We start from the raw sequence: 23,931 nt of genomic DNA on the forward strand, positions 1-23,931 counted from the left end.
CCCCAGAACTGGAGGCGTCCCGATGCCCGACACACCGCGCACCGTCCTGGAGCGCTTCCCCGCCGGCGGCCCCCGCGGCTCCTGGCCCGCAGAGGAGTACGCCGCACAGCAGCGCTCCCAGGGCCAGCCCGCCCAGGTCGTCATGGACCTCCCCTCGGACACCTTCCTCGTGGTGACCGACACCCCCACCGACTGATCCGACCCCAACCGCCCCTGCACACAGGAAGGCCACCCATGGCCCGCATCAAAATCGCGATCGACCCGCTCCACGCCGACGGCACCGTCTGCACCCACGCGATCAAGCCGTCCGGCAAGCCCCGCGACCCCGAGTCCGGCTGCACCGGCCGCAAGAGCTACCAGGTCGTGTGCAGCGAGCACGGCAACGTTGGCGACCCCCACGGCCTGCGCGTCCTCGCCGAACCCGCCCAGACCGCGCACCGCGACGAACACAAGAAGGCCCCCGCGGCTGCCACTGCCTGACCCCCGCTCAACCCCGCAGCGCCCGGGGCGGCCGTCGACCTCGAGTCCGGCCGCCCCGGCGCCCCACCCGGAAGGACATCCGTGCCTCAGCCCACCATCGTCGTCCTGTGCGGCTCCACCGCCTACTGGGACAAGCTCGCCGAAGCCAACCTGTACGAGACCGCAGCCGGCCGCGTCGTCCTCGCCCCCGGATGCAACCTCAAGGAACCCCACCCACTGTGGGCCGACCAGCAGCAGGCCGACCGGCTCAAGCGGGTCCTGGACACCCTCCACCTGCGGAAGATCGACATGGCGGACGAGGTCTTGGTCGTCAACCCCGACGGCTACATTGGCGACAGCACCGCCCGCGAGATCGACTACGCGCGCAGCCTCGGCAAGCCCATCCGGTACACGGAGCAGCCGTGACCGACTCCCCGGAGACACCCATGGACCCGGCCGCCCCGTTCACGCCGCTGCCACCGGTAGCCGACGCCCACACCGCCCTCGTCTGCGACGAACCCGCCTGGCCGTACCGGTCGGCGTGGGCGGCCGGCGGGGGCATCGCCCACCTACGGGTGTGGTGGGCCGGAGAGCACGGGCACGTCGCGATCGTCACCGAGACTGGCCTGGGAGCCTCCACCACCAACAGGGCGGGGGAGATCTGGGACGAGCTCACCGCCCGCTTCCCCGGCCCCCTGGTCCTGCTGGAACACTGGCCCGCCGGAGACGGCGACGACCACGACCGCCTCGATCAGGTCGGCCTGGTCGGCCTGGTCGGCCGGCGCCCGACCTGGCGCCGGATCTGGCCCACCGCCCCCGCCAACCCCGACCATCACCTCTGCCAGGCCTGGATGCAGGCGTACGGACACGACCTGCTCGCCGTCTCCCAGCCCACCGCATAGACGACACCCCACAAAGAGGCCCTGCCCCCAACCGGTTCAAACCGGGCGGGGGCAGAGCCTTTTTTGCGTTTTTGTCCCTGTGCTTCAAAACCGGGTTTTGAAGCACAGGGGGATACCGACGCCTGACGCGTTCTCAAAACCGGGTTTTGACGCGCCCGGTCGACGCGTGCTGTGGAGCGACGCGCGACTCATGCCATGCTGTCCCGGTCCGCTAGTACCGACCCTCCGGGCCGGGAAGCACACGGAACCCACGGAGTACCACTCATGGCACGGATCACCGCGCTCATCAACCGCAAAGGCGGGGTCGGTAAATCGACTCTCACCGTCAACACTGCGGCCATCACCGCCAACGTCCTTGGCGCCTCCCCTGAAGGCGAACCCGACTACGTGGCCGCCGTCTCCGCCGACCCCCAGGGCTCTGCCACCTGGTGGTCCGAACGAGTCGGCGACAACCTGCCTTTCTCCTTCATCCAGACCAAGTCCCGCGCAGACCTCGACTTCTTCCCCGAGCTGAAGAAGTCCCGCAAGGTCAAGCACGCATTCATCGACACCCCCGGATGGATGGACCTGCCCGAGGACGAGAAACAGCACGCCGGCGACCCCTTCGGCAACAGTGCTGCCGCCGACGCCATGCGCGCCGTCCTCGCCATCGCCGACGACATCATCGTCCCCGTCGAACCCGAGCCGCTGGGCTTCATGCCCACCCGCGACACCATCGAGGAAGTCGTCAAACCGCTCGGGCTGCCCTACTGGGTCGTCATCAACAACTGGGACCCCCGCGACGGCGAAGCCGACCTCGATCAGACCAAGGACTTCGTCCAGGCCCAAGGGTGGAAGCTCGCCAACACCGTGATCAGGCACTACAAGGTCCACACCCGCGCGGCTCTGGAAGGCACCGTCGTCACCCAGTACAAGAAGAACCGGGTGGCCATGGAGGCCCGCGAGGACTTCTACCAGCTTGCAGTCGAGATCGGCGCCGGTAAGAAGGGCGGCCGCTGATGGCGACGAAGAAGAAGGCCTGGACCGATCTACTCGGCACGGGGAGTACCTCAGACACAGCCGGGGACACCGGAGCGGCTGATGGCGGGCCCAAGGAGCCGCCAGCCACCGTGCTGATGCACACCATCGTCAGCAACCCGGAGAACCCACGGCCGGACGAGGACTACACCGACGCCGACCCCGAATTCCGGGAGCTGAAAGCCACGCTGAAGGAGATCGGCCAGCTCCAGCCGCTCGCCGTGGTCTCACGGAGCGTGTATGAGCGGGCCAAGCCGCACGTGGTGGAGCAGCTCAAGCCGAAGGACCGAGCAACCTTCCGCAAGGCCGAATGGGTTGTTGTCACCGGCAACCGGCGCCTGGCCGCCGCCCGGCAACTCGGCTGGACCCGTATCGACATCCGCGTCCAAGACCAGCTCGGGGACGAGGACGGACGTATCGACGACGCGGTCGTCATCGAGAACATCCACCGCAAGAACATTGCGCCCATAAGGGAAGCCGAGTTCCTCAAGCGGATGGTGGCCAAGCACGGGTCGCAGGAGAAGGTCGCTGAACGCATCGGCAAGACACAGGTGTACGTGTCGCAGCGGCTGTCCCTGTTGAACCTCGCCCCCGACATCCAGGACCAGGTCGACACCGGCGAGCTGAAACTCAAGGACGCCCGGCTGCTCGCCAGCCAGACTGAGGATCCTGCAGAGCAACGGGCACGAGTCGCCGAAATCAAGCGGAAGGCGACTGAGCCGAAGCCCCCGCGGAAGCGGAGGACGGTTCAAAACCCGGTTTTGGACGAAGAGCAGGCAGAGAGCGACACGTCGAACGCGTCGCCTGCGGACGGCCAACCAGTCCTGACCACGGACGAGGTGGAACCGGCAGCCACGAAGCATGAGCAGCTGGACAACGTGGCCGTTCAGCCGTCCGTTCCCGGGCAGGCCAGCCCTGCCGAAACGACGACTGGCGGCAGGGAGCAACAGCCCAAGCTATTTCCCTACAAGGACGGAGTGGAAGCGGCGCAGTACCTGATCCTCAAGATGCCGCCGGACGAGTTCACCAAGATGCTGGACCTGCTCATTCGGCATAGAGACGACCAGGCCGTTTCTGCCGGTTGACCGAGCCTCAGCGAGGGGCCGCGCTCTGCCGACCACGAGGGCCGGTTTCCCAACTTTGGGAAACCGGCCCTCCGGCGTTCACGCCCGCCCTGCTGCTCCTGGAACTCCTTGCTCTTCACGCCGTAGAACGTGGGCTTCGCAGGCCGGACCGTGGACTGCTCCAGCGTGTCGGCGAGCGGGGCGAACGTCTCGCTGCGCCGGACGACGTTGAGGAACTTGCCCAGTGCCTCCTTGTCCTCCCACAGCTCCGACACGGTGCTGAAGATCAACGACTTCAGGCGCTCCAACTCGGTCCCGGCCTCGTGCGCTGCCACGGCTGCCCCTCCTGGTCATCGGAAACGATCAGCCAACCAAGCTGCGCTCGTGGCCCGCAAGACCGCCTTCGGCCAGGGACCGGTGGGACGTCGTGTGCGCGTTTGTCGGGTGCCCTGTGGCGTGGATCGGGGTGTTGGTGAAGTCCGACCGGGGTGTTGGTGAAGTCCGACCGGAGAGCGTTGACACTCGTGTGTCGGCCGGAGCTGCTTCCCGCCTGGCGGGCACCTGAGAAGAAAGTTCGGCTGCTGCTCCCGCCTGGCGGGACGCAACGCTGATCGGGCTTTTCTTGCAGGTCAGGGCCGTGTGGCGTGTCTGTATGACGATGGATATCGCGCTGATCACCGCCGGGCAGATGTACCGCTACTACTTGCGCCAGGTCGTCTTCGGCGACAGTCGGCGCCCGGCGCGCACGCCGCTCGCCAAGGCTCAGGAGGAGGCCGGTGTCCCGGTCGGCCGATGGATGGGCCGCGGACTCGCCGCCCTCGGGCTGGCCGCGGGGGACATCGTCACCGAGGCGCAGCTGCGGAACCTGTTCGGGGAGAGAGGCCGGCACCCGCACGCGGATCTGATCGAGGCCGACCTGCTGGCCGCGGGCAAGTCGCCGAAGTCCGCGTGGAAGGCCGGCGCTCTCGGTCGCCGGGTGAAGGTCACGGGCTTCGACCTCGTCTTCCGTCCGCAGCCGACGATCTACCTGCTGTGGGCGCTGGGTGATGACGAGACCCGGCGGGTGATCGAGGCCGCGCACGAGCGGGCGATCGAGCGGGCGCTGGAGTGGATCGAGGACCAGGTGGCGGTGATCCGCTTCGGCAAGGACGGCGTCTACCAGGTCCGGCCACCCGGCGGTCTGGTCGCCGCCCGCTTCCGCCACTACGAGGCCCGGTCGGGAATGCCGCTGCTCCATGACCATCTGCTGCTGTCGGTGAAGGGGCAGCGCCTGGACGGGACGTGGGGATCGGTCCACTCGGAGGTCATGTTCGAGAACACCGTCGCCGCGTCCGCGCTCTACAACGAGATCGTGATGGCTGAGGTGTGCGAGGCGCTGGGGCTGGCCTCCGAGCCGCGCATCGTCACCGCCGGGCGCCGCCCGGTGATGGAGATCGCCGGGGTGCCGCACGAGCTGATCCGCTGGACCTCGCGGCGCAGCGACCAGATAGCCGCCTGCCGGGCCGACCTGGAGCACGAGTACGTCACCGCCGTCGTCGACGACGGCAACCTGAAGTTCGCGCCCGAGGTCTCCGAGAAGGCCCGCGCCAAGCTGAACGCGATAGCGGCGAAGAAGACTCGCCCGCCCAAGCAGCAGACCCGGCCGCTTGCGCAGCTGCGCGCGTGGTGGAAGACGAGCGCGATCCTCACCTCCGGGGTGACCGTCAACGTCATCGACTCCCTCCTCGAGCGCGCCCGCGCCTCAGCCCGGGCGATCCGGGCCCGGGTCGCCGCCGTGGTCGATGTCGCCCTGGCGGCCGTCGACGTCACCGCGATGGTGTTCGTGATGAACAAGGACGGCTACTTCCACCGGCGGCAGCTGCTTGCCGAAGCCCGCCGTCACCTCGCCCTCGTCCTGCGCGGCCGCCGCCGCGCACCGGGCCTGGACGAGAAGATCGTGGACGCCGCCATCGCCACGCACTGCCTGGACATCAGCGAGCCGAAGACACTGCGCGGCCGCATGCCGGCCTACCGCTTCTACACCGCCCGCTGGTCCCTGGCCGACCCGCCCACCCGCCGCCCACCGGGCGCCGGACCCGACCGCCAGCCACCAGCCGGCCCCGGCGACCCGGATATGCCGCGCCTGCCCCTGGAGCCGGGGGAGTGGGACATCCCGCGCGTCCCGCTGCTCTACCAGCGTGCGGTCATCGCCTCCACCGTTCTCAACGCCCGGCTGCGTACCGCGCGCCGCACCGGCCGCGCCCTGTACGACGACGTCGTGGCGCACCAGCAGGCGGCGATGCCCGAGCAACTCCTCATCCCGTTCCCGGACGGCGACGAAGACGCCGACTCCGAGCCCCGGCCGGCACTCGACATGACGGCGCTGCGGGCCCTGAAGAAGTCCCGCACGGACGTAGAAGCGCTCGATCTCACTGCCGAGCGGCTACGTCAGCTCCAAGATGCCTTCACCGCGGCGGCCGACCGCGCCCGCGCCACCATGGACCGCTACGCGCACCGGGACGATGCCGACGGCGCGCATTCGGTGCGCGAGGACGACCAGCAGGTGCACCGCCTGCAGCAGCCGGACCCGCGCCGCGGGCCAGAGGCTGGCCGATGAGCCCGTACGGTTGCGTAGCGAGGAATATGGACGTAGGGCTCCTGTTCCGTGTTACCCCCGAGCCGGGACGGGAGCTCACCCAACCCAGTCAGGTGCGGCCGGCCGCACCGCCCGATCACTCGCTTGTGGTGTCACCGTCTGCTTGTGGTTCCTCCGCCTTGGGCTCGGGAGCCTCTGGGGCATCCAAGACCTGTGCCTGCTCATCGCTTTTCTCGACTCCTTGCTCACGAACGCTTGGGCGGTACGCGGCGGGCATATCGATCTTGGGGAGTGAGGTGGCGATGTCGAGTTTGGGGAGCGAGGCCGCGATCTGCTGGACGTGACGTAGTGCGGGACTATTGATCGCGGCCTGCAGAGCGGCACGGTTGGCTTCCATCTGCCGGGCGAGCTGCTGCGCAGGTCCGTTGAACAGCTTTGCCTGGTCGGCAGCGATCTTCCGTGCGAGCTGCTGGGCGGGACCATTGATCAGTTTTGCCTGATCGGCAGCCATCTGACGGGCAAGACGCTGTAGGGGGCCATTGATGAGCGCTGCCTGTTGGGCGGCGGCTTGCTGGGCGAGGCGAGTGGTGGCCAGGTCAAGCTTCGCGAGGGAGGGCGCAATCTGGTCGGCGACTGCGCGCTCCACCGGAGTCGGAGTTGTAAGGAGGCTCCGTTTGGCGGCTGCGGCGACGTCGGCAACGCGCCGCTTGAGGCTCTTGAGGATCTCCATGCATGATTCGTCGCCGTCGTCTGGCGATGCTGGTTCGTCCGATGCGAGCAGGGTTGGGGTTTCGTCGTCGCGCGTGGAGAACAGAATCTTGATTTCCCAGAGGGAGGCGACGTTCCCGGCCAGAGTCTCTGTCTCGTCGACGGCAAGGCCGTACAGCAGCCATCGGGCTTTGGCCGTGTACCAGACATCGCTTTCGATCTCGTGGCCCGTGACCTCCGTGACGCTGAGCAGTTCAACCTCGGGATCTTCGCACCACGCGTACCATTCCTCGGGCGCGCCGTCGTCGCTCAGCCCAGCGAACCCGGAGAGCGTGCTGAGGTTCCTCGCCGCCTGGGCGACTCCCGCCCGAACTGACGGTGACCTCAGCAACTCGGTTGCAGTGGCTTCTGCGTCCTTCCCGGACACTTCCTTGGTGAACTGGGAGACCACGTCGTTGAAGTCCTTGAGGTGGGTGAGCCGGCCCTCAAGACCGCGGACGTCTTCGTTCATCGGGAACGGGTAGGTGGTTCCGTCGCCGAAGTCGCTGGTGTTGTTCGTGACGAAGTGGACGTGCTCGTCCGGGTTCTGCTTGAGGAATTCCAGGATGGAGAACCAGATCGCCGCATCGCGGCCCCCCACGGAGTGATCGTCAGCGCGCTTCGCTGGCGGAAGGGCCATCGCCTCCCGCTGGAAGCCCTTGCGGATGGCCTCGTTACTGGTCTCGATCACCTCGAAGATCTCGCCATAGACCTCTCGCCAGTGCTCCAGAAGCCGTTCCAGGTCCATCGGCTCCAGTGAGCTTTCCAGATCCCAGGGAAGGAAGTCGCGCAGCTTGGCCAGCGTGTTCACGACCGCCTGGTGCTTCACGGGATAGAGATGTGCTTGGTGGGCGGCCATTTCTTCCAGGACCATCCACGGCACAGCGACCCTGTGGTGCCGTGACTGACGCAGCTTCCGGATGATGTCCGCACGCGGGCCTTCGGGCGGCAGAAGGTTCACGGAATTCGTATCAAAGATGATCATTGGGCCTCCCCGCGTCATTGAGGAGGCAGTATCTCAACCGGCAGCAGAGCCGGATTGCTATGGATGCGCACCGACCGCACCCGATGCGCATCCATCCGCACAGTGGTGCCGCTACCGGTGCCAAGCCACCACGGAGGCCACCGCCGCTCGGGCCCGCTCCACCTCCTCATCGCGCAGCGCCTGCAGAGCCCGGACGACGTCCTTCGGCGCGTCGGCGAGGACCTGGCCGACGAAGTGCGCAATGGTGCGGGCGATCCCCGGCGCGGCAGCCGCGGGAGCGTGCGTGGCCCACGCGCGGATCGCCATCAGGTAGATGACGCCGACCTCGTCCAGGACGAAGGAGTCGGCGCAGGGGTCGGTGTCGTCGGACAGCGCGGTCACGGGGAAGACGATCAGTTCCGCGATGCCCGGCAGCAGCCCCGACAGCTGCTCCACCTCGGGCGCGAGCCGCGCGGCCTGGACGTCGTCTCCGCTCTCCACCGCCAGGATGTAGTCGAAGCCCAGCTGGACCAGGTGCGGGGGCAGCGAGGGAACGATGGGGGACATGGGCAGCTCCTGACGTACGGTCGCCGTGCCGATCACGACGACTTCTCCAGCAGGGTCCGACCGCCGGCCTGTGGACAGAGGCCGGAGATCTCTCCCCTCGTCAAACCGGGATGTACTAGGACTGCATGGGTTGAACCGGGCCCCTTGTCGAGTCTGGTCGGCCCGACCATCACCCCTTGTCGAGTTGTGGTCGGGCCGACCACGGACCCCTTGTCCGATCGTGGTCGGGCCGCCAGGAGCGGGTGTTTCTCCTTGACCAACTTCGCTACCGGCTGCCGTCAGGTCGCGGACAAGGGGTGGGTGTTCACGATGGCCGCCACGCGCCCGCAGGAGGGGCATGCAGCGGCCACCGAGCCATCGGGGTTGATTCCCTCGCGCGGGTGTGCCACCGGCCGTCACCGGGCCGGTGGAGGACGCCACGATGCAAGGGAGAGACCTGGGATGACGACCGAACACAGGCGCCCGCCGTACCCTGACCGCGCCGCCGACCGTGGAGCCGCGCGCCTCGAGCTGGGAGGGCTGGTCGGATGGGCAAGCCGCCGCGGTCTCCTGCCGCCGGCGCTTGCGATCCCACTGCCGTACCCACTTCCGTGCCCGGCACGAGCGCGGACCGCATTTCCCCAGCACACCACGGCTTTCCGGCGCCTCGGGACGTCGTCACAACCCTCTTCTCTCCTCCTCTCACTGACCAAGTCCTGGGAAATAGGTGGGGGTGGGGTGTCAGTGGTGGAGGCGACCATCGGGTTCACGGCGCGCCGGATGCCCTCTGCGGCCGGGCGGGGCCGGCGCCCGGCCGGTAGCCGGACGCGGACGACGGGAGGGCAGGGCTGATGGCGGGCAAGCGCAAGACGAACGAGGCGGGATCGACGAACAACCTGCGCGCCGATGTGCTGCGCGTGCTCGGGGTGCTCAAGGCCGCCACGGCAGACCAGATCCAGCGCCTGTCCTCACCGCACCTGACGTACCGGCACACCCTCAAGAAGACGCCCGCCGCACGGAAGGAGGCGCGCACCGCCTCCCATCGAGGCGCGCTCAACGACCTGCGCAGGCACGGCCTGGCCGTCGACGGCGGCCGCACCCGAGTGGGAGAGGAGGTGCGCCTGCTCACCAAGGACGGGCTGGCCGCTGCCGGACTCGAGTTGGACCGAGGGCCGGAGGAGGTGGGCGGCATGCCCAAGAGCGCGGGCCGCTCCGGCGCATCGCACGCGATGACGGTCAACGAGACGGTCATCGCGATGATCCGTCCGAAGCCTGACCTTCACCTGGTGGCCGGTGAGCCGGCCGAAGCCGTCGCGGCCGCCCAGGCCTGTGTCGACGCGCCCGACGGGATCGGCAGCATCACCTCCTACGCCACCGAGGTCGCCCTCCCGACGACAGGCACGTGGAAGAACCCCGGCGTGGGATGCGCATGGGCCGACCTCGTCCTCATCGCCCCGGAGGTGGGGCTGCCGCTGCTGTTCATCGAGGCCGACAACTGCACCGAGGAAGCCCCGGTCATCGCCTTGAAGTTCGACAAGTACATGCGCCACTTCCACCGCAAGGCCAAGGACACCGACGGCCAGGACAAGCCGATGTGGCGCACCCGCTGGTCCGCCCCCGAGCCCCAGTGGGGCGACGCGACGCACCCGCCGGTCCTGCTCGTCTTCAACCAGGTCGGCCGGCGGCCCGCGCTGAGCCAGATGAAGAAGGTCGCCGCCCTCACCCGCGAGCACTGGCAGGGCCAAGAGGCCGACGGCTTCCACCTCTACAACGGGAAGATGCCGATCGTGGCGACCACGCTGGAGCTGCTGCGCGAGCACGGACCGGCCGGGCCCGCCTTCTGGCGCTTCGGCCGCGCGGATCTACAGAACCTGTGGGACGCGGTCGGCAACCCCCGCCGGGACGCCGCCCTCGCCCGCCGCGCTGAAGAGGCGCGACGCCGTCTCGCGCGGGAAGCAGCCGAACGCGAGGCTCAGCGTCCGGTGTGCGCCGACTGCGGGGCCAAGTTCACCGACGACCGGTGGAAGGCCAGCATCGCGGTCGACTGGGGCCGCGGGGACAGCCACCCGCACCTGTGCGACGACTGCAAGGCCCGGGCGCTCGAGGCGGAGCGACGGGCCGAACAGGCCGAACGCGAGAGCCAGGAGCAGGAGCTCCAGGAGCAGGCGGCAGCGCAGGCATCGAAGGCCGGCGGCTGGCTCGGGCGCTGGCGCAGCTGACCCGGGCAAGACCTCCCGGCAGCCCGAGGGCTTGCCCAGGACCGCCTGGGCAAGCCCTCGTTGTCGGTGGCGGCTGCGAGGCTGGAGGGCATGGACAGCGACGATGAGCAGCTGTTGCGCGGCCGGATCTACGGCACCGACCACGACCACCCCGGCCCGCGGCCGGGACGCAGCTACGCCGAACTGGTCGGCGGGCCGCTGGACGGACTGCTGCTCGACATCACCGGCTGGAGGCCGGAGGAGATCGACGACGGTGTCTCCCTCCTCACGGAGCTCGGGCAGTTCGGCCCCGGCGGGCGGGCGCTGTACGACCCGCGCCCCGGCGATCCTGCTCGCTGGGACTGGAACGGCGACAGCCCATGACGGGTCGCACCAACGCGGCTCTGGAGGCTGCCTGACGTGTCGGCCCAGTGGTCCTCCTCTGCCTGTGACGCAGAGCACACCCTCAACTTCGGTCACACAGGTACCCGTTCGCGCTCCGTCGCGGGACGTACAGGTCGAAGCTGTTGTCGACGAAGGAGTCGCGGTGTTGGAGGAAGAGTTCCCGGTCCTGGTGACAGGGCGGCTGACGGGCCTGGCGGCCACGGTGGTGCAGGTCCGAGGTGCGGTGTCGCTGGAACGGGAGAAACGCCGCACCATGACCGACCTCGCGGAGTGTCTGACAGGCAGCGGGCAGGCCAGCCGGGTCACGCACCGCGACGCGTCCGGGGGCGAGTGGACGATCACCCTCGGTCCGGCGGTCAGCGGGAACGGTGGCTGGTGACAGACGAAGCCGGTCAAGAGGCAGAAGGCCGTACGGACCCCCGTGCGGCCTTCTACCGCACGCATCACCCCAAGCTGGTCGGATACATCCGCCGGCGGATCGGCGATCAGGGTGAGGCCGAGGCACTCGCCCAGGAGACCTGGATCGCGTTCCTGCGCCGCTTCGACTACTACCAGCAGGTGTACGACAACCCCGTCGGCCCCTTGTTCGTCATCGCCCGGCGAAAGGTCGCCGACTGGCGCCAGGGACAGCAGAAGGCCCCCGACCTGCCGGGCGACGACGGCCTAGGCGAGCGCCTGGCCCAGATCGCACAGGACCGGGCGGACGCGATCGGTCTGGCCGGTCTGCGCATCGATCTGAGCCGAGCGGTCGCCCGGCTCACCCCACGCCAGCGCGAAGCTCTGCAATTGCGCTACGTCGACGGTCTGGACCGCCGGGCCGTTGCCGAGCTGATGGGCATCACCGTCGACGGAGTGAAGAAACTGATTAGCACCGCTGTCAGGACGCTCCACACGGCGCAGGACCTGGCCGCATACCTGCCGCCCACGACCACCAGCCGCACGCACAGGGAGGTGCGCAAGTGACCCGCGCGGACAACCGCCCCGACCCCATCGAAGACATGCTCGCCGCCCTGCGCGAGGACGACCCCACCTACACCGACGCCGAACTCGATGCTGGCTTCAGCGCACTCCTCACCGACCTCGAACATCTCACGCCCGAGCGTGCCCGGGAAGCCGACGTCCTAGCCACTGAGGCAGAACTCGGCAGCGACGCCTACGCACTCGGACTCGAATACCTCGAGCGCGGTGAGCTGGAGCGCGCCACGCGTTGGCTGCGTATCGCCGCCAGCCACGGCGTGTTCGCCGCCCAGCAGCAGCTGGACGACGCTCGAGAACTGCACCGCACAGTCGACTCGCTCAGCGCTAAGCCGGTCCGGCCACGTCTCCGTTCCGGGGAACGGCTGGCCGACCTGCTGGACTGTTCCAGCTGGCTCGACACACCGGATCTGTCCGCAGCGTCCGGGCTGCCCGCGGCCGCATCCCGGCTGGCGGAGGTCCTCGAGGCGGAACTCCGGCTCGCCAAGGCACGTCAGGAAGCCGATCGCATCCTTGCCGATGCCCGCCGCGCCGCCGCGCAGATTGCGGCAGACGCCCAGCGAGCCGCACGACCTGATGCCGAGGTGACAGCTCCCGGTCACTCCCGCACCAGGCACGTGTGGAGCTGGAGCGCTGACCTTGAATATGTGCCGGTGGCCCGTTTGGTGTCTGCTCCTCTCCGCTGCCGCGACGTGGACATCATGCTGGTGACTGGCACACCTGACACTGCGGCTGAGGTGAAGTGCTTCTCCACCGCCCGCTGGCTGCGGCCTCACGCCCTCCAGGAGACTCAGCTGTCGTTCAAGATCGGCAGCTTTCAACTGGGCAGCGTCCACCACAGCACAGTCATTGCCCGAGAACAGAGCCACGTGCAGCTGGCTGGCAGCCGACGCGCTCTGCTGAACCTGATCGGACGTGAAGCTACCGAGGCGTACGAACAAGCCGTGGAAGAGAACAATCCGAGCTGCCTGCAGTGCCATTTCAGCGCCGATCCCCAGCTGGCGCCGCGGCTCATGGTCTGGGCTCAGACCGCCTCTCCAGATACAGCAGCCGACGCCCGCAAGATCCTCGCCGACCTCGTGACCCCCTCCACCGGCGGTCTCCTGGTGCCAATCAGCGTCCGTGACCTTGCGCCGCCGGTTCCAACAACTGCGTCGGAGCGGGGGAATCTGGTTCCTGGCTGTCCGTGACAAGTTCAACGACGGCGGCGACGCCGGTTGCGCTGGTACGGGTCGCTCCATCCCATCGGACCGCCACTCGGGCGGGTGAAGACAGGGCAGGGGCGGAACCCTCCCGGGCGCCCGGGCGTAGTGCCGTACATGGACCCGATCAATGAGGTGCACGTGAGTGAGCCGGGCCTGGTCGTCGTCGACGTCGCGGCCGCCGACGACGCCACCGCCCTGGCCTTCCAGCAGCTGCTCGCCGACCGGTGGGCGACAGCGACAGCGCAGCACACGACCCGCGACGCGGGCGAGCCCGGCGTACGGCTGCGCTGCTACCTGGATCTGCGCTAGCCCACCGGCCCGGCCACGTCGCCAGCCGACGCCGCGCGGGAGGTCAGCGCAGCCGCATCACGCTGACGACCGCGTGCCGGGTCGTGCCCGCCACGACCTCCACCACCACATCGCCGACGGCGGGCGTGTAGGAGTGGTCGCGTCCCGCGAGGTGGTGTAAGCGATCACACGCTTCTCCCTCCGGTACCCGGCTCGCGGTGATCTCCCCGCCGGCGCGGCACGCGGAGTGGCCTGGTCAGGCGCCGGGAGTGGCCCAGCCGGCCGAAGTACTTGGCGTAACCTGCGAGTTCCGGTCCATTGATCGCCTACACCACCGGGCGGGACGCCATCGTAGGAGTCGCCGGCCTTCGTGAACGCCCGCCCGGCCTGGGGGACAAGGCGCGGGCCGACGACGGAGGCGAGCGCCGTGGTCAGCCGCTGGGACAGCGCCACGCGTCCGTCGGGCAGCCGCACGGCGAGGGCCTTCGGATGCCGGGCCGTGCCGGTGAAGCCGACCACGGTGGCGTCGACTGTGTCCGCGTGCCTCACCTTCGACCACACACGGCCAGCCTTGTAGGACGACCGGAGCGGCTTGGCTACGATGCCCTCCACACCGGTGCCTTCGAGCGTCTCGTACCAGAGCAGGGTCTCCTCCAGGTCCGTGGTCGACCACACCGGCACGATCGGCGCACCGACGTCGGCGAGCACGTCCAGGAGGACCTGGCGGCGCTCCACGTACGGACGCGGCCGAAGGTCAGGGAAGCCCGCCGCAGGGTGGGCCAGGATGTCGAACGCCACGTACGTCGCCGGGTGTTGGTCGGCGAGCTCCCTCGCGCGGCGGGGGCGGGACAGTGCGCGGGACTGCGCCGCACCGAAGCTGATCCGCGCGGTGCCGTCAGCAGCGGCGACATACACGACAGCCTCACCGTTCAAGATCACGCCGGGCGGCAGGCTCATGGCGGCCACGGCCAGGTCCATCCAGAGCGCGGTGACGTCGCGGCCGGTCCGCGACTGCAGGCGGACACCGTCCTCGGTGCGCCACAGCACGGTTCTATGGCCGTCGACCTTGATTTCGTACGCCCACGGGCCCGTCGGCAGCTGCGGAACCGGCCGCGCCAGGGCGACGTCTACGGGCCACTCCACAAGAACAGCCTGCGCCCGCAGGGCATCGGCCGCCCGCTGAAAGTGGGCCCGGGCGGCGCGGCCTGCCGAGAACGCCGCGCCGCCGCAGTTCGAAAAAATCTTGATGCGGACGGGCAGCGCTTTTGGCCCCTCGTTCGACTCCATGGCGTGAACACTCTTCTGGGGCGCTGGACAGGCGGGCTGTGGATGGTCCTATCGCAGCCCAGGTTCTGGTTGGGGATCTGTCTCGTTGCCGTCCTTGTGGGCATGTCAGCTCTGGTGGCGGAATGGCAGCGGAGAGCAACCCTGATCGCCCTGGTGCGCAACGCGCCCGCCGGGACGGTGGTGGTGCAGGAACGAGGACGAGGGGGGCCTGCTATGCGGGTGCAGGTAGGAGAAGTCACAGACCACGAAGGGGGACCGGTGTGAGTCAAGGAGGGATGCGGCTCCCCCCGGAGACGAGGCGGCAGATCGCAGCGTTATGGGAGCGGGAAGCCGAGTGGCTGGTGCGCTATGCCATGGTCCGGACCGGAGAGGACCAGTCCGCAGCCGAGGACCTCGTGCAGACAGCGTTCCTCGCCGCCGCGGTCCAGTGGAACTCACTCGTCGACCGCACCGATGACGAGCGCCGCAACTGGCTGCGCAGCGTGGTTCACCACAAGTGGGTCGACGGCATCCGCCGCTCGCGCAAACTGGAGAGTCTCGACACGGAGGAGCGAGAAAGGTACGCCGGTCGGGGACCCGATCTCGTGGACGTGGTCCTTGCCCGTGCTGACCTCGAGCGCTGCTTGGAGGTGATCCGCAACCTTCCAGAACGACGCCGCCAGATCGCCGTGTTGTTCTTCATCGAGCAGTACTCCGCGGCCCGGATCGCCTACCTACTGGACCTGCAGCCGTCCGGAGTCCGCAAGCACATATCCAAGGCTCGTGCCGCGCTACGTGAGGCTGTTAAGCCAGTAGGCACTGGAGAAGCCGAGGCACTCCCGCCACGAGAACAAAAGGAGGAGCAGGCATGACGGACAACGAGCGGAGCCGCTCCATCGACACCGACACTCTGTTCGGTCACCTGATGGACCAGACGGCGGGAGTCGTAGGAGTCGACCGGGAGAGCCTGGCACGGCGCAAGGAGCAGCTTCTCCACATGCTGGGCGAGCCCGCCGATGACACTCCTGCCCCATGGGAGGACACCCCGGCGCCCCCGTCACCGAGCAGGCCGGCCAGGCAGCGCCCCCTGAATGAGGTTGCGTTCCTGACTGTCGCGGAAGTCGCTTCCGTCATGCGCGTCTCCAAGATGACGGTCTACCGGCTGGTCCACAGCGGCCACCTCCCTGCCATTCGTGTTGGCCGAGCTTTCCGGGTCCCGGAGCAAGCGGTCCACGAGTACCTGCGCGAGAGCTACCTGGGCGTGGAGGTCGGCGGCGAACGACCGAGCGACGGTGCGTAGACCCAGCCCCATGCCCCGTCGCAGACTGGGCGGGGCCTGGCAGAAAAGTGTCTGCCAGGCCCCGCGTTGTTCTCGGGACGCCGCACCTCCTGCGCACAGCGCCGTCCCGTGCCGTTCTCGTGTGGGTCAGCCCACCACCGTGCGTTGACCCGTCGGCTCCCCGAGAAATCCACTGCCGCTCGGGTCGGTTGACCTGCCACCATCAGGCAGGAGCTCATTCAGGCAAGGGAACGATGGCCAACTTCCGATTCGGATCGAACGACTACACCGTCAACATCCGGGCGCAGCAGCACGTCAACTTCTTCCAAGGCTGGGACGTACACCGTCTCGCCCTGACCTTTGAGGTGACTGCCCACGGCGACTTCACCGTGGACGCGCCGTTCCTTGTCTCCGGCGCCCTGTGGACGCACGAGACACCAGGCCCCGCGAGCTGGATCGGCGTCCTTCACACACCGCGGCCGGTCGGGCTGAAGTCCTTCGCCACGAGCCTCACGCTCGAGACGAGCGTGACCGACCAGCAACTGCGCGGACTGGAAAAGACGCGGGCGGGTAACGACCTGGCCCTGCGCGCCGAACTCTCCCTGACCGCACTGGCAGAGACGAGGCACTGGCCCGTCGCCGACGACCAGGAGATCATCCGCGTCCCGCATGCGACGTGGAGCAACGCTCTCACCCAGCTCGATGCCGGCGCCTTCGTCGATGTCCTCATCCCGGTCACCACCGTGGAGGCCCGGGCCACCGCCGCGCGACGGATCCGCGAGGCGAAGACCGCGATCCGTGACGGACGGTACGAGCATGCCGTTGCCCTCGCCCGAGCGGCCCTCGATCCCGTACGCGAGGCCTGTAACACCCGGAGGGTCCACGACCAGGCGGTGCAGAAGAAGGCCGGGGAACGGGACCAGGAGGAGCGCTGGGCGATGCTCGCCCAGAGCGCCTACGCGCTGTTCAGCGGCGCACCGCACGACGATTCCGGCACCACCGAGAACTTCACCTGGACCCGCGCCGACGCCATCGCGGCCGTCGCGACCGCCGCCAGCCTGCTCGCCCGGCTGGAAGACCTGCCGTAGGGCCCCAGGACGCACGAGGCTCCAGCCCGGCTCCGCTTGGCTGGTCCAGTGCCACCAGTCCGGCGGCGCCCCCAGCTGGTCGATACCGACGGCACCCGCTACCCCCACTCCTGCCTGACCGGCGTGTTGGAGGCCGATGATGACCCGAAGCCTGTTCGACCTCGCCCGGAAGATGACGCCGGAAAAGGTCAGCCGTGAGTTCCGCGACTTCAGCGGAGCCCACGCATACGCTGCCGCGCGCCGCCTCATGGACGAGACGTTCACCGACTTTCCCGACGTCGACCACAGCTTCGTCCGCGAGTTCCAGACCGCAGGCTTCTCCGCTCGCGTCTTCGAGCTTGCACTCTTCGCCGCCCTGCGCGAACAGGGCAAGGAACTGGACCGCACCAGCCCCGCACCGGACTTCCTGACGACCGGCGCCACTCCTGTGGCCATCGAAGCGACGACCACCAACCCGCCCCAGGGCAAGAAGGACGACGACGAAGACATCGCCGCTGCAGTACGTCGGCTCATCCCCGACGACATGGAGGAAGCCCAAGCGGTGTTCACCATGCAGATCGGCAAAGCCCTGCGCCGCAAGCTCGAACACCGCGATGCGCAGGGCCACGCCTACTGGGAGAAGCCGCACGTCAACGGCATCCCCTTCGTGATCGCCGTGCAGTCCTTCCATAGCCCCAGTGCCCTGATCCACACCACGAGCTCTCTGGCGACCTACCTCTACGGGATCCGGGACATCCCCACCCGCGACGACCACGGCTCGCTCGTGCTGAACTCCCAAGTCGTCACAGAACACCGACACAAGCACAAGACCATCCCGAGCGGCCTGTTCGCCCAGCCCGAAGCCGAGCACCTGGCCGCCGTGATCTTCACCAACAGCGCCACCGTGTCGAAGTTCGCGCGCATGGGAACCGAACGCGGCTACGGGCCGGAAGACGTGGCCATAGCCCGCGTCGGCCTTGAGTACGACCCTGACCCGAACGCGTCCGTGCCCGTGCCCTTCGGCTACGTCATCGGCGATTACGGGCCACAGGACCACGAGACCTTCAGCGAGGGCTTCCACGTACTGCATAATCCGTGGACCCGCACGCCCCTCTCAGACGGCGCCCTGGAGGGCTTCACCCAGCACCGCCTGCAGCCAGATGGCAGGACGCTCACCACCATCTGCCATCCCGACTATTTCCTCTCCCGGACCTGGATCTTGCAAGGCGAAAACGGCGGAAACCCCGTGCAGACAGCCCGCCGCCGTGTCCAGCAATACCTGTCAGGCCCGGGAGGCGCTCGATGAGCTTGTCCCACCCGCGCCCGGCCCTGTTCCTCGTGGGAGGCTGCTAGCCATGTCCGACTTGCCCTCGCCCGAAGAGATCGAAGCCGCTCGCACGCCCGCCGGCGGTTGGAAGCGCGACCAGCTCGCCGCCTGAGGTGTCCCGTGGCCCCCGCCCAAGGGGTGGAAGGACGAGCTGACCGAGCGCTGGCAGGCCGCACGCCAGGATGGGGCACCATCGTCCCCGCCCGCCCGCCCGCCCGCCCGCCCGGTCCCGGCCGACTTCGCACAGGAGGTGCTCGACTTCGGCTGACCCGACGACAGCGAGGCTGGACAGGATCACCTGCCCGGCCCCGCTGTCCGCTGTCAGCGCGACTGGATCCAGAGGCTGCCGTACGCGACGACGGCGCCGCCGACCGCGGTTGCGGCCCCTCGGATCAGATGCAGGCCGGCCTCGTTGCGGAGCCGCCGCGCGCGCTTGGCCCACCGGGTCCTCGGTGGGAGGGGTTCCGGGTCCGGGCTGTTGCCCGTACGCTCGCGCTTGGACATGAGCTTCTCCTTCGTCGGGGACGTTCGGTCTTCTGCAGACGGCTCCCTGCCCACCAGGGGGCCGTCGCCGTTTCCGGCGGCAGGCGTGCCGTTGTCCACCCATTGAGATTTTTGGGGTCTCGTGGGGTGAACGAGAACCAACAAAAGCACCTCGAAACCCGCTCTGACCAGCGAAAACAGTGGATTGGCGAAAGAAGTCCATCTGTGTCAACGAGACGCCTACGCGGTTCTACGTAGGTCCTTGTAGGTCTTTGTGACATCAACGTGTGTAATCCCGGGCTTACCTGGGGTGTCATGCCGAGGATTCATGAGGAATCGTGTGTCGAACTGGGTTGGAGCGTGGCAGAGTTGGCGGATGCCTCAGATGCTGCGGATGCCCAGCAAAGCCGACCTGCCTGATGGGACCAGGCGCGAGTTTGTAGCCGAGCTGTTCATCTACTTCAAGGAAGCAGGGCGTCCTACACCCGCCCGCATCGCAGCGACGACCAGCTCTATGCAGGATCCGCTTCCTGTAAGCCGGGAAACCATCCGCCGGCTCCTCAAGGGCGAGACGATCAGCACGTGGGAGAGAGTTGACGCGGTCCTGCGCGCCCTGTGCGAGATCGGTGGGATGGACCCTGACCGCAGGCGCTGGCCGGAGTCGAACAACTGGCAGGATGACGATCCGACCACCTGCAGGGAGCGCCTGCGCCAGTTGTTGGACGACGACATCGATGGCGTCGAACCGGAGAATGCCCCGGCTCCTGTCCCGCCCGCGCGATCCAGCTCGGGGTGGGGCGGCAGCCGTACGCAACCCCCGCAGGATGATCCATGGGCCACCACGTCCAAGCAGGCCCCGACTGCGCCAGCCAATGGCGGCTACCCCGACGAACCGCCTTTCTAGGCGCGTGCATCTGCGGTGGCTCCTGTTGCCTGGGACCTCATTGGACACGCTGCCGGCGCGTCCCGAAGCGAAGGGTCCAGGCGCAGGACGGTCCGCCGCGCAGGATCACGCGCAGTAGCCAGGCCACCCGCGTGCGCAGAGGCCGTTCGCCGAGGTCGACCCACTCTGCCATCCACTCTTCGCACCAGCGGTCGCGGGCGTCCGCGGGCAGGATGTGAGCGAGGGCTTCGAACAGAGGCCGTGCCCGCTGCAGACGCCGCTGGCCCGTGCGGTCCTCTGCGCCGTGCGTGGGTTCTTCCCCGGCACTGTCGGTGGATTCCTCAGCTGGGGGCGGTATCTGCCCGAGCGACCGGCGGATGCCCGAGGTGTGCCCGCGCACGATGTCCCGCCCAGAGTCAGGGGTGCTGGCGCTGGGACCTGTGTCGCCCCGACCCAGGTCCTCCACCCAGTAGAGCTGCCGATGGCCGCGGGCGTCGAGGCTTTCGGTGATCTTCTGGGCTTCGTCCCGGGTGGCGTACCGACCGACCCGGTACCGGTTGCCGTTGTCGTCCTGGCGGATCACTAACCACGGGAGGGAGACCGTTCCGCTGGCCTCGTTGCTGGCGCCGTGCATCTCAGTGTCAACTCCCCAGGCCGTCAGCAGGGCGGAGGCGTGCAGAGGTGGCGCCCCCTTGGTAGGCGGCAGCGAGAGCGACGCGGGCGGCTTCGGCACCACTTGGGGTGAAGCGGTAGTAGCGGCGGCGGGGCCGGGGCGGATCGGTCTTCTCGATCTCGCCCTGGTCTTCCCAGAAGGACTCAAGCCAGCCCGCGTTCTCCAGGCGGGCGAGTATGGGATGGATGGTGCCGGTGGGAAGGCCTGCTGCTTGGGAGAGCTCGAGACCGTAACGGGCCTCGGCAGGGCTCTCCAGCAGGGTCCGCAGCACCAGTTGAGTCTGGAGCGTCATGCGCGGCGTCTTTGCCATGCAAGAACTCTAGTATGGGAGCGACCTGCGCCACAGCAGAACACGGCATCTGCCTCAGGCAGATGCCGCGCCCCGAACTATCGCCGCCTACGCCCACCGCATCCCGATCGCGGACAGCTGCTCCACCCGCTCCGGAGCCAACGTCGCGGCCCGGGAACGCTGGTTGCCGATCCAGGCGCCCAGCTTCAGCTCCCGCTCCTCCTGGTCCTCGCCGCTGCCGCCCTTCCCATCGCCGCCGACGACGATCCGTTCGACGTGCTTCCTCGGCACCCGAAGGTGTCCCTCGCGCTCGTAGAACTGCTGGGCGGCCTCGTAGTTCATCGCCCACTTGTCGGCCTGCGTACGACGCGGCTGGGGCTTCTCATCCTCGGCTGCGGGCTCGACCCCGAGGACCTGCTCGCACATCCACTGCTGCACGGTCGTGAGCCTGTCCCAGCCGAGCCGCACCGACCGCACCCACCGCCCCAGATCCTCGCCCTGGCGTACGACGTCACCCGGCTCCATCGGGAGCGCACCGCCCTCCTCCAGATGCAGCCGGGTGAGGTGGAATGCCCGTTGCCACTCCACCGGCCAGGCCGGGCACCACGACGGGTCGATGTCCTCCAGCTGCTCGCGCCGCTCGTCCGACAAGGCGCCGGCCGACGACGGAACAGGCAGTCCCTCGGCACGCCGCTGCTCGATCTCGGCAGCCTTCCGCGCGGCGGCCCGCGCGTTCTTCAGAAAGATCCCCACCTTCGCGCCCTTGTACGTGGCGTCCAGCGGGGCCAGCAGGTGCCCGCTTTCCTCAGCCCACCCGCGCGCCGCGGCTAGGCCCTCCTCCCACGCGACGTCGTAGTGCGACCACACCATGCCGAGCCGCCCCAGCTGCTCGACACGCTCTTCGTCCAGCGTCCCGCGGGCGTAGGACCTCCGGTTGTCGGCGATCCATTGCCCCAGCGGGAAATTGGCGAGCGAGGCCGGCCACGCCTCAGCCTGAGCCTCCTCACCGGTCGGCACCCGGTACGTGAACGGCACCTTGAGGTCGCCCACTTCGCGGGCGTAGATGACGGCGGCCTCGATGCCACGCCGCCAGTGCTCGTGCTCCGGGTCGAGGACCCGCAGGTTGATGAACAGAGCCAGCTGCGCCGGGTCACGCGGCGTGGAGAACTTCAGCAAGGCCTTCGCGGGCCCCGAGGCGCCGCCCTCGCCCGCACCCTTTGCCTTGGCCTTCTCGCCCTTCTGGACGGGCTTGTAGCGGCTCGGAGCCTGCTGCTGCGCCAAGGCCTCCACGATGCGGGCGTCATGCGCCCTGAGAGCCTCCAAGAGCTTCGCCAACCCGCCATACGCCCGGGAGGTGAGCATGTTGTCCGCCGTCTCCCCGGGCCCCAGCAGCACCGGCACCACAAGGCTGGCCATCTTGCCCTCGCCCGGCTGCATGCGCAGCGCGCGGCCCACGGCCTGGACCAGGTCCGGCATCGACCCGCGCACGTCCGCGAAGTACACGGAGTCACAATTTCGGGTATCTACGCCCTCGCCCAACACCTTCACCGAGCTCAGGAAGCCCTTCTCCACCACCGTGCCGTCCGTGGCGATCCCGTCGGCGAACTCCCCGAGAACCCGCCGCCGGTGGTTCGGCTTGTGGTCACCGCACAACCAGTCCGCCCAGATCGTCTTGGGGTACAGCTCCGGATCCGCGTCATGCAGCTGCGCCGCGACGTCAGGAAGGCCGGCCGCGAACGCCTCAGCCTCGCGGATCTGATGGTGGAACGAGAGCGTACGGCGGAACCCCTCCTCCGAGGCCGCCTTCACCAGAGCCGTCTGCAGCGCGGCGAGCCGGGCCCCACGCACCTGCTCCGAGCGCCCGTCCGCACCGAGCAGCACGGCCGCCTGGAGCTGAGTGTCGGTGACGTCCACACACACCACCTGGTACGGCGCACAGATTTCCCTGTCGATCGCCTCCGACAACGTCAGGGTGAAACACCTGCTGCCGAACGGGCCGTCCGGGTCGTCTTCCATGCTGGCCACTAGCTCGCCCGGAGCGCCCTGCTCGGAGTCCTCGTCCAGCTGCCACAGCCGCGGCGTGGCCGTCATGTACAGGCGACGCAGGGACGGGATCTTCTGGTTGTTGTGGACGACCGCCCACGGCTTACCGATCCGGCCGGAACAGCGGTGGGCTTCGTCCACGATGATCAGGTCCCAACCAGGAAGGCCGGCCTCGTGGGCGCGCTCCAGCGTGCCAAGCCCCAGGCTGGCGTACGTGGCGAACACAGTCACCTTCTCGAACGGCCGCACCCACGAGACCAGCTCGTCCACGTCCGTGGTGTTGGGGAAGGTCACCTGGTCCCCGCGCAGGGACGACACCCCGATCATCGGGCCCGTGCGGCCGCCCGCGCGCCAGGAGGACTCGGTCTGGGCGAGCAAGTCCAGGGAGGGCACGAGCACCAGGACCCGGCCCGCGTGGAGCTCCTCAGCGGCTCGGGTGGCCACGAGGCTCTTGCCGGATCCGGTCGCCATGATCACCTGAGTTCGGAGGCCACCCTCCGGCACAAGAGATCTTGCAGGCAATTCGAGGGCGCGCAGTACCGCGTCCACGGCTTCTCGCTGGTGGGGGCGGAGTTCCATTGCTGCCATTCCGATCTGCCTTCTCCTGTAGGACAGTGGGGGTTCCTACGTGGCAGGAAATGGGAAACCTGCACGTAGACGGTGTGCGAGCGGCTACGGTGAAGCCACCGGGACCGGATCGCCGGGACTGATCTGACGAGAGGAAGCCTGATCCAAAAGGCCCGAACCCTCTCACTGGTGCTGCTAGCTGAGTCCAGAGTCTATCTCGTGCTTCAAAATGAAGCAGCAAGAACCGTGAAAATCCCCGAACGTGGCTCGATCCTGTCAGTCTGGCCCTATCGGAGCCCGGAAATCAGCCTGACGGGAGGTCAGTCAATCGTGATTCCAGACCCCGCCCCGGCCCTGTCCTTTCAGGCTTGCATGACCCTCCGTCACCTCTCCCCGCGCTCCCTGATTCCGGCCCGCACCTGTCCCACTCACCGCCTCCCCCTCTCTGCTGCCACTTTTCCCCACAGCCCCCCTACGGGCGGGGAGGGTTGGGGCTGGAGCGGAGCGGAGGCCCTGATCCGGGCTCAGGCTGGGGCGGCCGCTGCGCGGCCGGCCGCGCGTGGCGCGCAGCGGCCCGCGCGCAACTCGCGGGCGCAGCCCGCGAGTTGACGCCGTGCCACGCAGTGGCACGGCTCGCGCTCCCGCGGAGCGGGAGCGCAACGGTTGCGCGCAGCGCAACCGTTCGCTTGCTCCGGGCGAAGCCCGGAGG

General features: G+C 68.5%; 24 protein-coding genes and 1 pseudogene. 18 read left to right on the forward strand and 7 right to left on the reverse strand.

Going from position 1 to position 23,931, the window contains the following annotated elements; genetic code table 11:
- The first annotated feature begins 22 nt into the window (after nucleotides 1–22).
- The 7 genes from ACZ79I_RS00405 (at nucleotide 23) to mobF (ending at nucleotide 6,038) form a co-directional block, all read left to right on the forward strand.
- A complete protein-coding gene (locus ACZ79I_RS00405) occupies nucleotides 23–196 on the forward strand; it encodes a hypothetical protein (RefSeq protein ID WP_365800635.1) in 174 nt (57 codons plus the stop codon).
- A gap of 38 nt (nucleotides 197–234) precedes the next feature.
- A complete protein-coding gene (locus ACZ79I_RS00410) occupies nucleotides 235–480 on the forward strand; it encodes a hypothetical protein (protein WP_471492999.1) in 246 nt (81 codons plus the stop codon).
- Nucleotides 481–561: 81 nt separating this feature from the next.
- Nucleotides 562–885, forward strand: a complete 324-nt coding sequence (locus tag ACZ79I_RS00415) for a hypothetical protein (RefSeq protein WP_471493001.1) — start codon at nucleotides 562–564, stop codon at nucleotides 883–885.
- Nucleotides 882–1,361 carry a hypothetical protein gene (locus tag ACZ79I_RS00420; protein WP_471493003.1) on the forward strand — a complete coding sequence of 160 codons (480 nt, stop codon included), beginning with the start codon at nucleotides 882–884 and terminating at the stop codon, nucleotides 1,359–1,361. The genes ACZ79I_RS00415 and ACZ79I_RS00420 overlap by 4 nt, the downstream gene beginning before the upstream one ends.
- Nucleotides 1,362–1,625: 264 nt before the next feature.
- Entirely contained in the window at nucleotides 1,626–2,360 is a 735-nt protein-coding gene (locus ACZ79I_RS00425) for a nucleotide-binding protein (protein ID WP_471493005.1), read from the forward strand.
- Nucleotides 2,360–3,463, forward strand: coding sequence for a ParB/RepB/Spo0J family partition protein (locus tag ACZ79I_RS00430; RefSeq protein ID WP_471493007.1), 1,104 nt, complete (start codon nucleotides 2,360–2,362; stop codon nucleotides 3,461–3,463). The genes ACZ79I_RS00425 and ACZ79I_RS00430 overlap by 1 nt, the downstream gene beginning before the upstream one ends.
- A gap of 631 nt (nucleotides 3,464–4,094) precedes the next feature.
- Nucleotides 4,095–6,038, forward strand: coding sequence for a MobF family relaxase (gene mobF / locus ACZ79I_RS00435; RefSeq protein ID WP_471493009.1), 1,944 nt, complete (start codon nucleotides 4,095–4,097; stop codon nucleotides 6,036–6,038).
- Nucleotides 6,039–6,153: 115 nt separating this feature from the next.
- Here mobF and ACZ79I_RS00440 read toward each other — a convergent pair whose 3' ends face one another.
- Both ACZ79I_RS00440 and ACZ79I_RS00445 read right to left on the reverse strand, forming a co-directional pair.
- The gene (locus ACZ79I_RS00440) at nucleotides 6,154–7,749 is read right to left on the reverse strand and encodes a PIN domain-containing protein (RefSeq protein WP_471493011.1); all 1,596 of its coding nucleotides are present in this window, start codon (nucleotides 7,747–7,749) and stop codon (nucleotides 6,154–6,156) included.
- A gap of 111 nt (nucleotides 7,750–7,860) precedes the next feature.
- Nucleotides 7,861–8,295 (reverse strand): hypothetical protein, encoded by a 435-nt coding sequence (locus ACZ79I_RS00445; protein WP_471493013.1) that lies wholly within the window; start codon nucleotides 8,293–8,295, stop codon nucleotides 7,861–7,863.
- An 830-nt stretch (nucleotides 8,296–9,125) separates the two neighbouring features.
- On the opposite strand from ACZ79I_RS00445, the gene ACZ79I_RS00450 reads away from it, so the two are divergent.
- The 6 genes from ACZ79I_RS00450 (at nucleotide 9,126) to ACZ79I_RS00475 (ending at nucleotide 13,366) form a co-directional block, all read left to right on the forward strand.
- Nucleotides 9,126–10,493, forward strand: coding sequence for a replication-relaxation family protein (locus ACZ79I_RS00450; RefSeq protein ID WP_471493015.1), 1,368 nt, complete (start codon nucleotides 9,126–9,128; stop codon nucleotides 10,491–10,493).
- 90 nt (nucleotides 10,494–10,583) lie between these two features.
- A complete protein-coding gene (locus ACZ79I_RS00455; RefSeq protein ID WP_471493017.1) occupies nucleotides 10,584–10,856 on the forward strand; it encodes a hypothetical protein in 273 nt (90 codons plus the stop codon).
- 163 nt (nucleotides 10,857–11,019) lie between these two features.
- Nucleotides 11,020–11,256: a hypothetical protein gene (locus ACZ79I_RS00460; protein ID WP_471493019.1), complete on the forward strand. Its 237-nt coding sequence runs from the start codon at nucleotides 11,020–11,022 to the stop codon at nucleotides 11,254–11,256.
- Nucleotides 11,253–11,840: an RNA polymerase sigma factor gene (locus ACZ79I_RS00465; protein ID WP_471493021.1), complete on the forward strand. Its 588-nt coding sequence runs from the start codon at nucleotides 11,253–11,255 to the stop codon at nucleotides 11,838–11,840. The genes ACZ79I_RS00460 and ACZ79I_RS00465 overlap by 4 nt, the downstream gene beginning before the upstream one ends.
- Nucleotides 11,837–13,042, forward strand: a complete 1,206-nt coding sequence (locus ACZ79I_RS00470) for a hypothetical protein (RefSeq protein WP_471493023.1) — start codon at nucleotides 11,837–11,839, stop codon at nucleotides 13,040–13,042. The genes ACZ79I_RS00465 and ACZ79I_RS00470 overlap by 4 nt, the downstream gene beginning before the upstream one ends.
- A 153-nt stretch (nucleotides 13,043–13,195) precedes the next feature.
- Nucleotides 13,196–13,366, forward strand: coding sequence for a DUF6207 family protein (locus ACZ79I_RS00475; protein ID WP_471493025.1), 171 nt, complete (start codon nucleotides 13,196–13,198; stop codon nucleotides 13,364–13,366).
- A gap of 57 nt (nucleotides 13,367–13,423) precedes the next feature.
- On the opposite strand, the gene ACZ79I_RS00480 is transcribed toward ACZ79I_RS00475, so the two are convergent.
- Nucleotides 13,424–14,632 carry an ATP-dependent DNA ligase gene (locus ACZ79I_RS00480; RefSeq protein ID WP_471493027.1) on the reverse strand — a complete coding sequence of 403 codons (1,209 nt, stop codon included), beginning with the start codon at nucleotides 14,630–14,632 and terminating at the stop codon, nucleotides 13,424–13,426.
- A gap of 275 nt (nucleotides 14,633–14,907) precedes the next feature.
- Here ACZ79I_RS00480 and ACZ79I_RS00485 point away from each other — a divergent pair, with 275 nt between their 5' ends.
- From ACZ79I_RS00485 to ACZ79I_RS00500, 4 genes are all read left to right on the forward strand, one after another.
- Nucleotides 14,908–15,483, forward strand: a complete 576-nt coding sequence (locus tag ACZ79I_RS00485; protein ID WP_471493029.1) for an RNA polymerase sigma factor — start codon at nucleotides 14,908–14,910, stop codon at nucleotides 15,481–15,483.
- Between the two features lie 215 nt (nucleotides 15,484–15,698).
- Entirely contained in the window at nucleotides 15,699–15,911 is a 213-nt protein-coding gene (locus ACZ79I_RS00490; RefSeq protein WP_210978120.1) for a helix-turn-helix domain-containing protein, read from the forward strand.
- A gap of 233 nt (nucleotides 15,912–16,144) precedes the next feature.
- The gene (locus tag ACZ79I_RS00495; protein ID WP_471493031.1) at nucleotides 16,145–16,978 is read left to right on the forward strand and encodes a hypothetical protein; all 834 of its coding nucleotides are present in this window, start codon (nucleotides 16,145–16,147) and stop codon (nucleotides 16,976–16,978) included.
- A 139-nt stretch (nucleotides 16,979–17,117) separates the two neighbouring features.
- On the forward strand, nucleotides 17,118–18,263 hold the full coding sequence (locus tag ACZ79I_RS00500; protein ID WP_471493033.1) for a hypothetical protein: 1,146 nt from the start codon (nucleotides 17,118–17,120) through the stop codon (nucleotides 18,261–18,263).
- Nucleotides 18,264–18,605: 342 nt separating this feature from the next.
- Here the strand turns inward: ACZ79I_RS00500 and ACZ79I_RS00505 are convergent, their stop codons facing one another.
- Entirely contained in the window at nucleotides 18,606–18,788 is a 183-nt protein-coding gene (locus ACZ79I_RS00505) for a hypothetical protein (protein WP_471493035.1), read from the reverse strand.
- A gap of 355 nt (nucleotides 18,789–19,143) precedes the next feature.
- Between ACZ79I_RS00505 and ACZ79I_RS00510 the strand changes: the two genes are divergently transcribed.
- Complete coding sequence (locus tag ACZ79I_RS00510; RefSeq protein WP_471493037.1) at nucleotides 19,144–19,671, forward strand: hypothetical protein; 528 nt, start codon at nucleotides 19,144–19,146, stop codon at nucleotides 19,669–19,671.
- A 427-nt stretch (nucleotides 19,672–20,098) separates the two neighbouring features.
- On the opposite strand, the pseudogene ACZ79I_RS00515 reads toward ACZ79I_RS00510, so the two are convergent.
- The 3 genes and pseudogenes from ACZ79I_RS00515 to ACZ79I_RS00525 all read right to left on the reverse strand — a co-directional run.
- Nucleotides 20,099–20,284 (reverse strand): annotated as a pseudogene (locus tag ACZ79I_RS00515) (hypothetical protein); the annotation flags it as partial.
- A 7-nt stretch (nucleotides 20,285–20,291) separates the two neighbouring features.
- On the reverse strand, nucleotides 20,292–20,633 hold the full coding sequence (locus tag ACZ79I_RS00520) for a PadR family transcriptional regulator (protein ID WP_471493038.1): 342 nt from the start codon (nucleotides 20,631–20,633) through the stop codon (nucleotides 20,292–20,294).
- A gap of 87 nt (nucleotides 20,634–20,720) precedes the next feature.
- Nucleotides 20,721–23,243 (reverse strand): helicase associated domain-containing protein, encoded by a 2,523-nt coding sequence (locus ACZ79I_RS00525; RefSeq protein WP_471493040.1) that lies wholly within the window; start codon nucleotides 23,241–23,243, stop codon nucleotides 20,721–20,723.
- Nucleotides 23,244–23,931 lie beyond the last annotated feature (688 nt).

It is taken from the genome of Streptomyces sp. PSU-S4-23 (genome assembly GCF_055632315.1).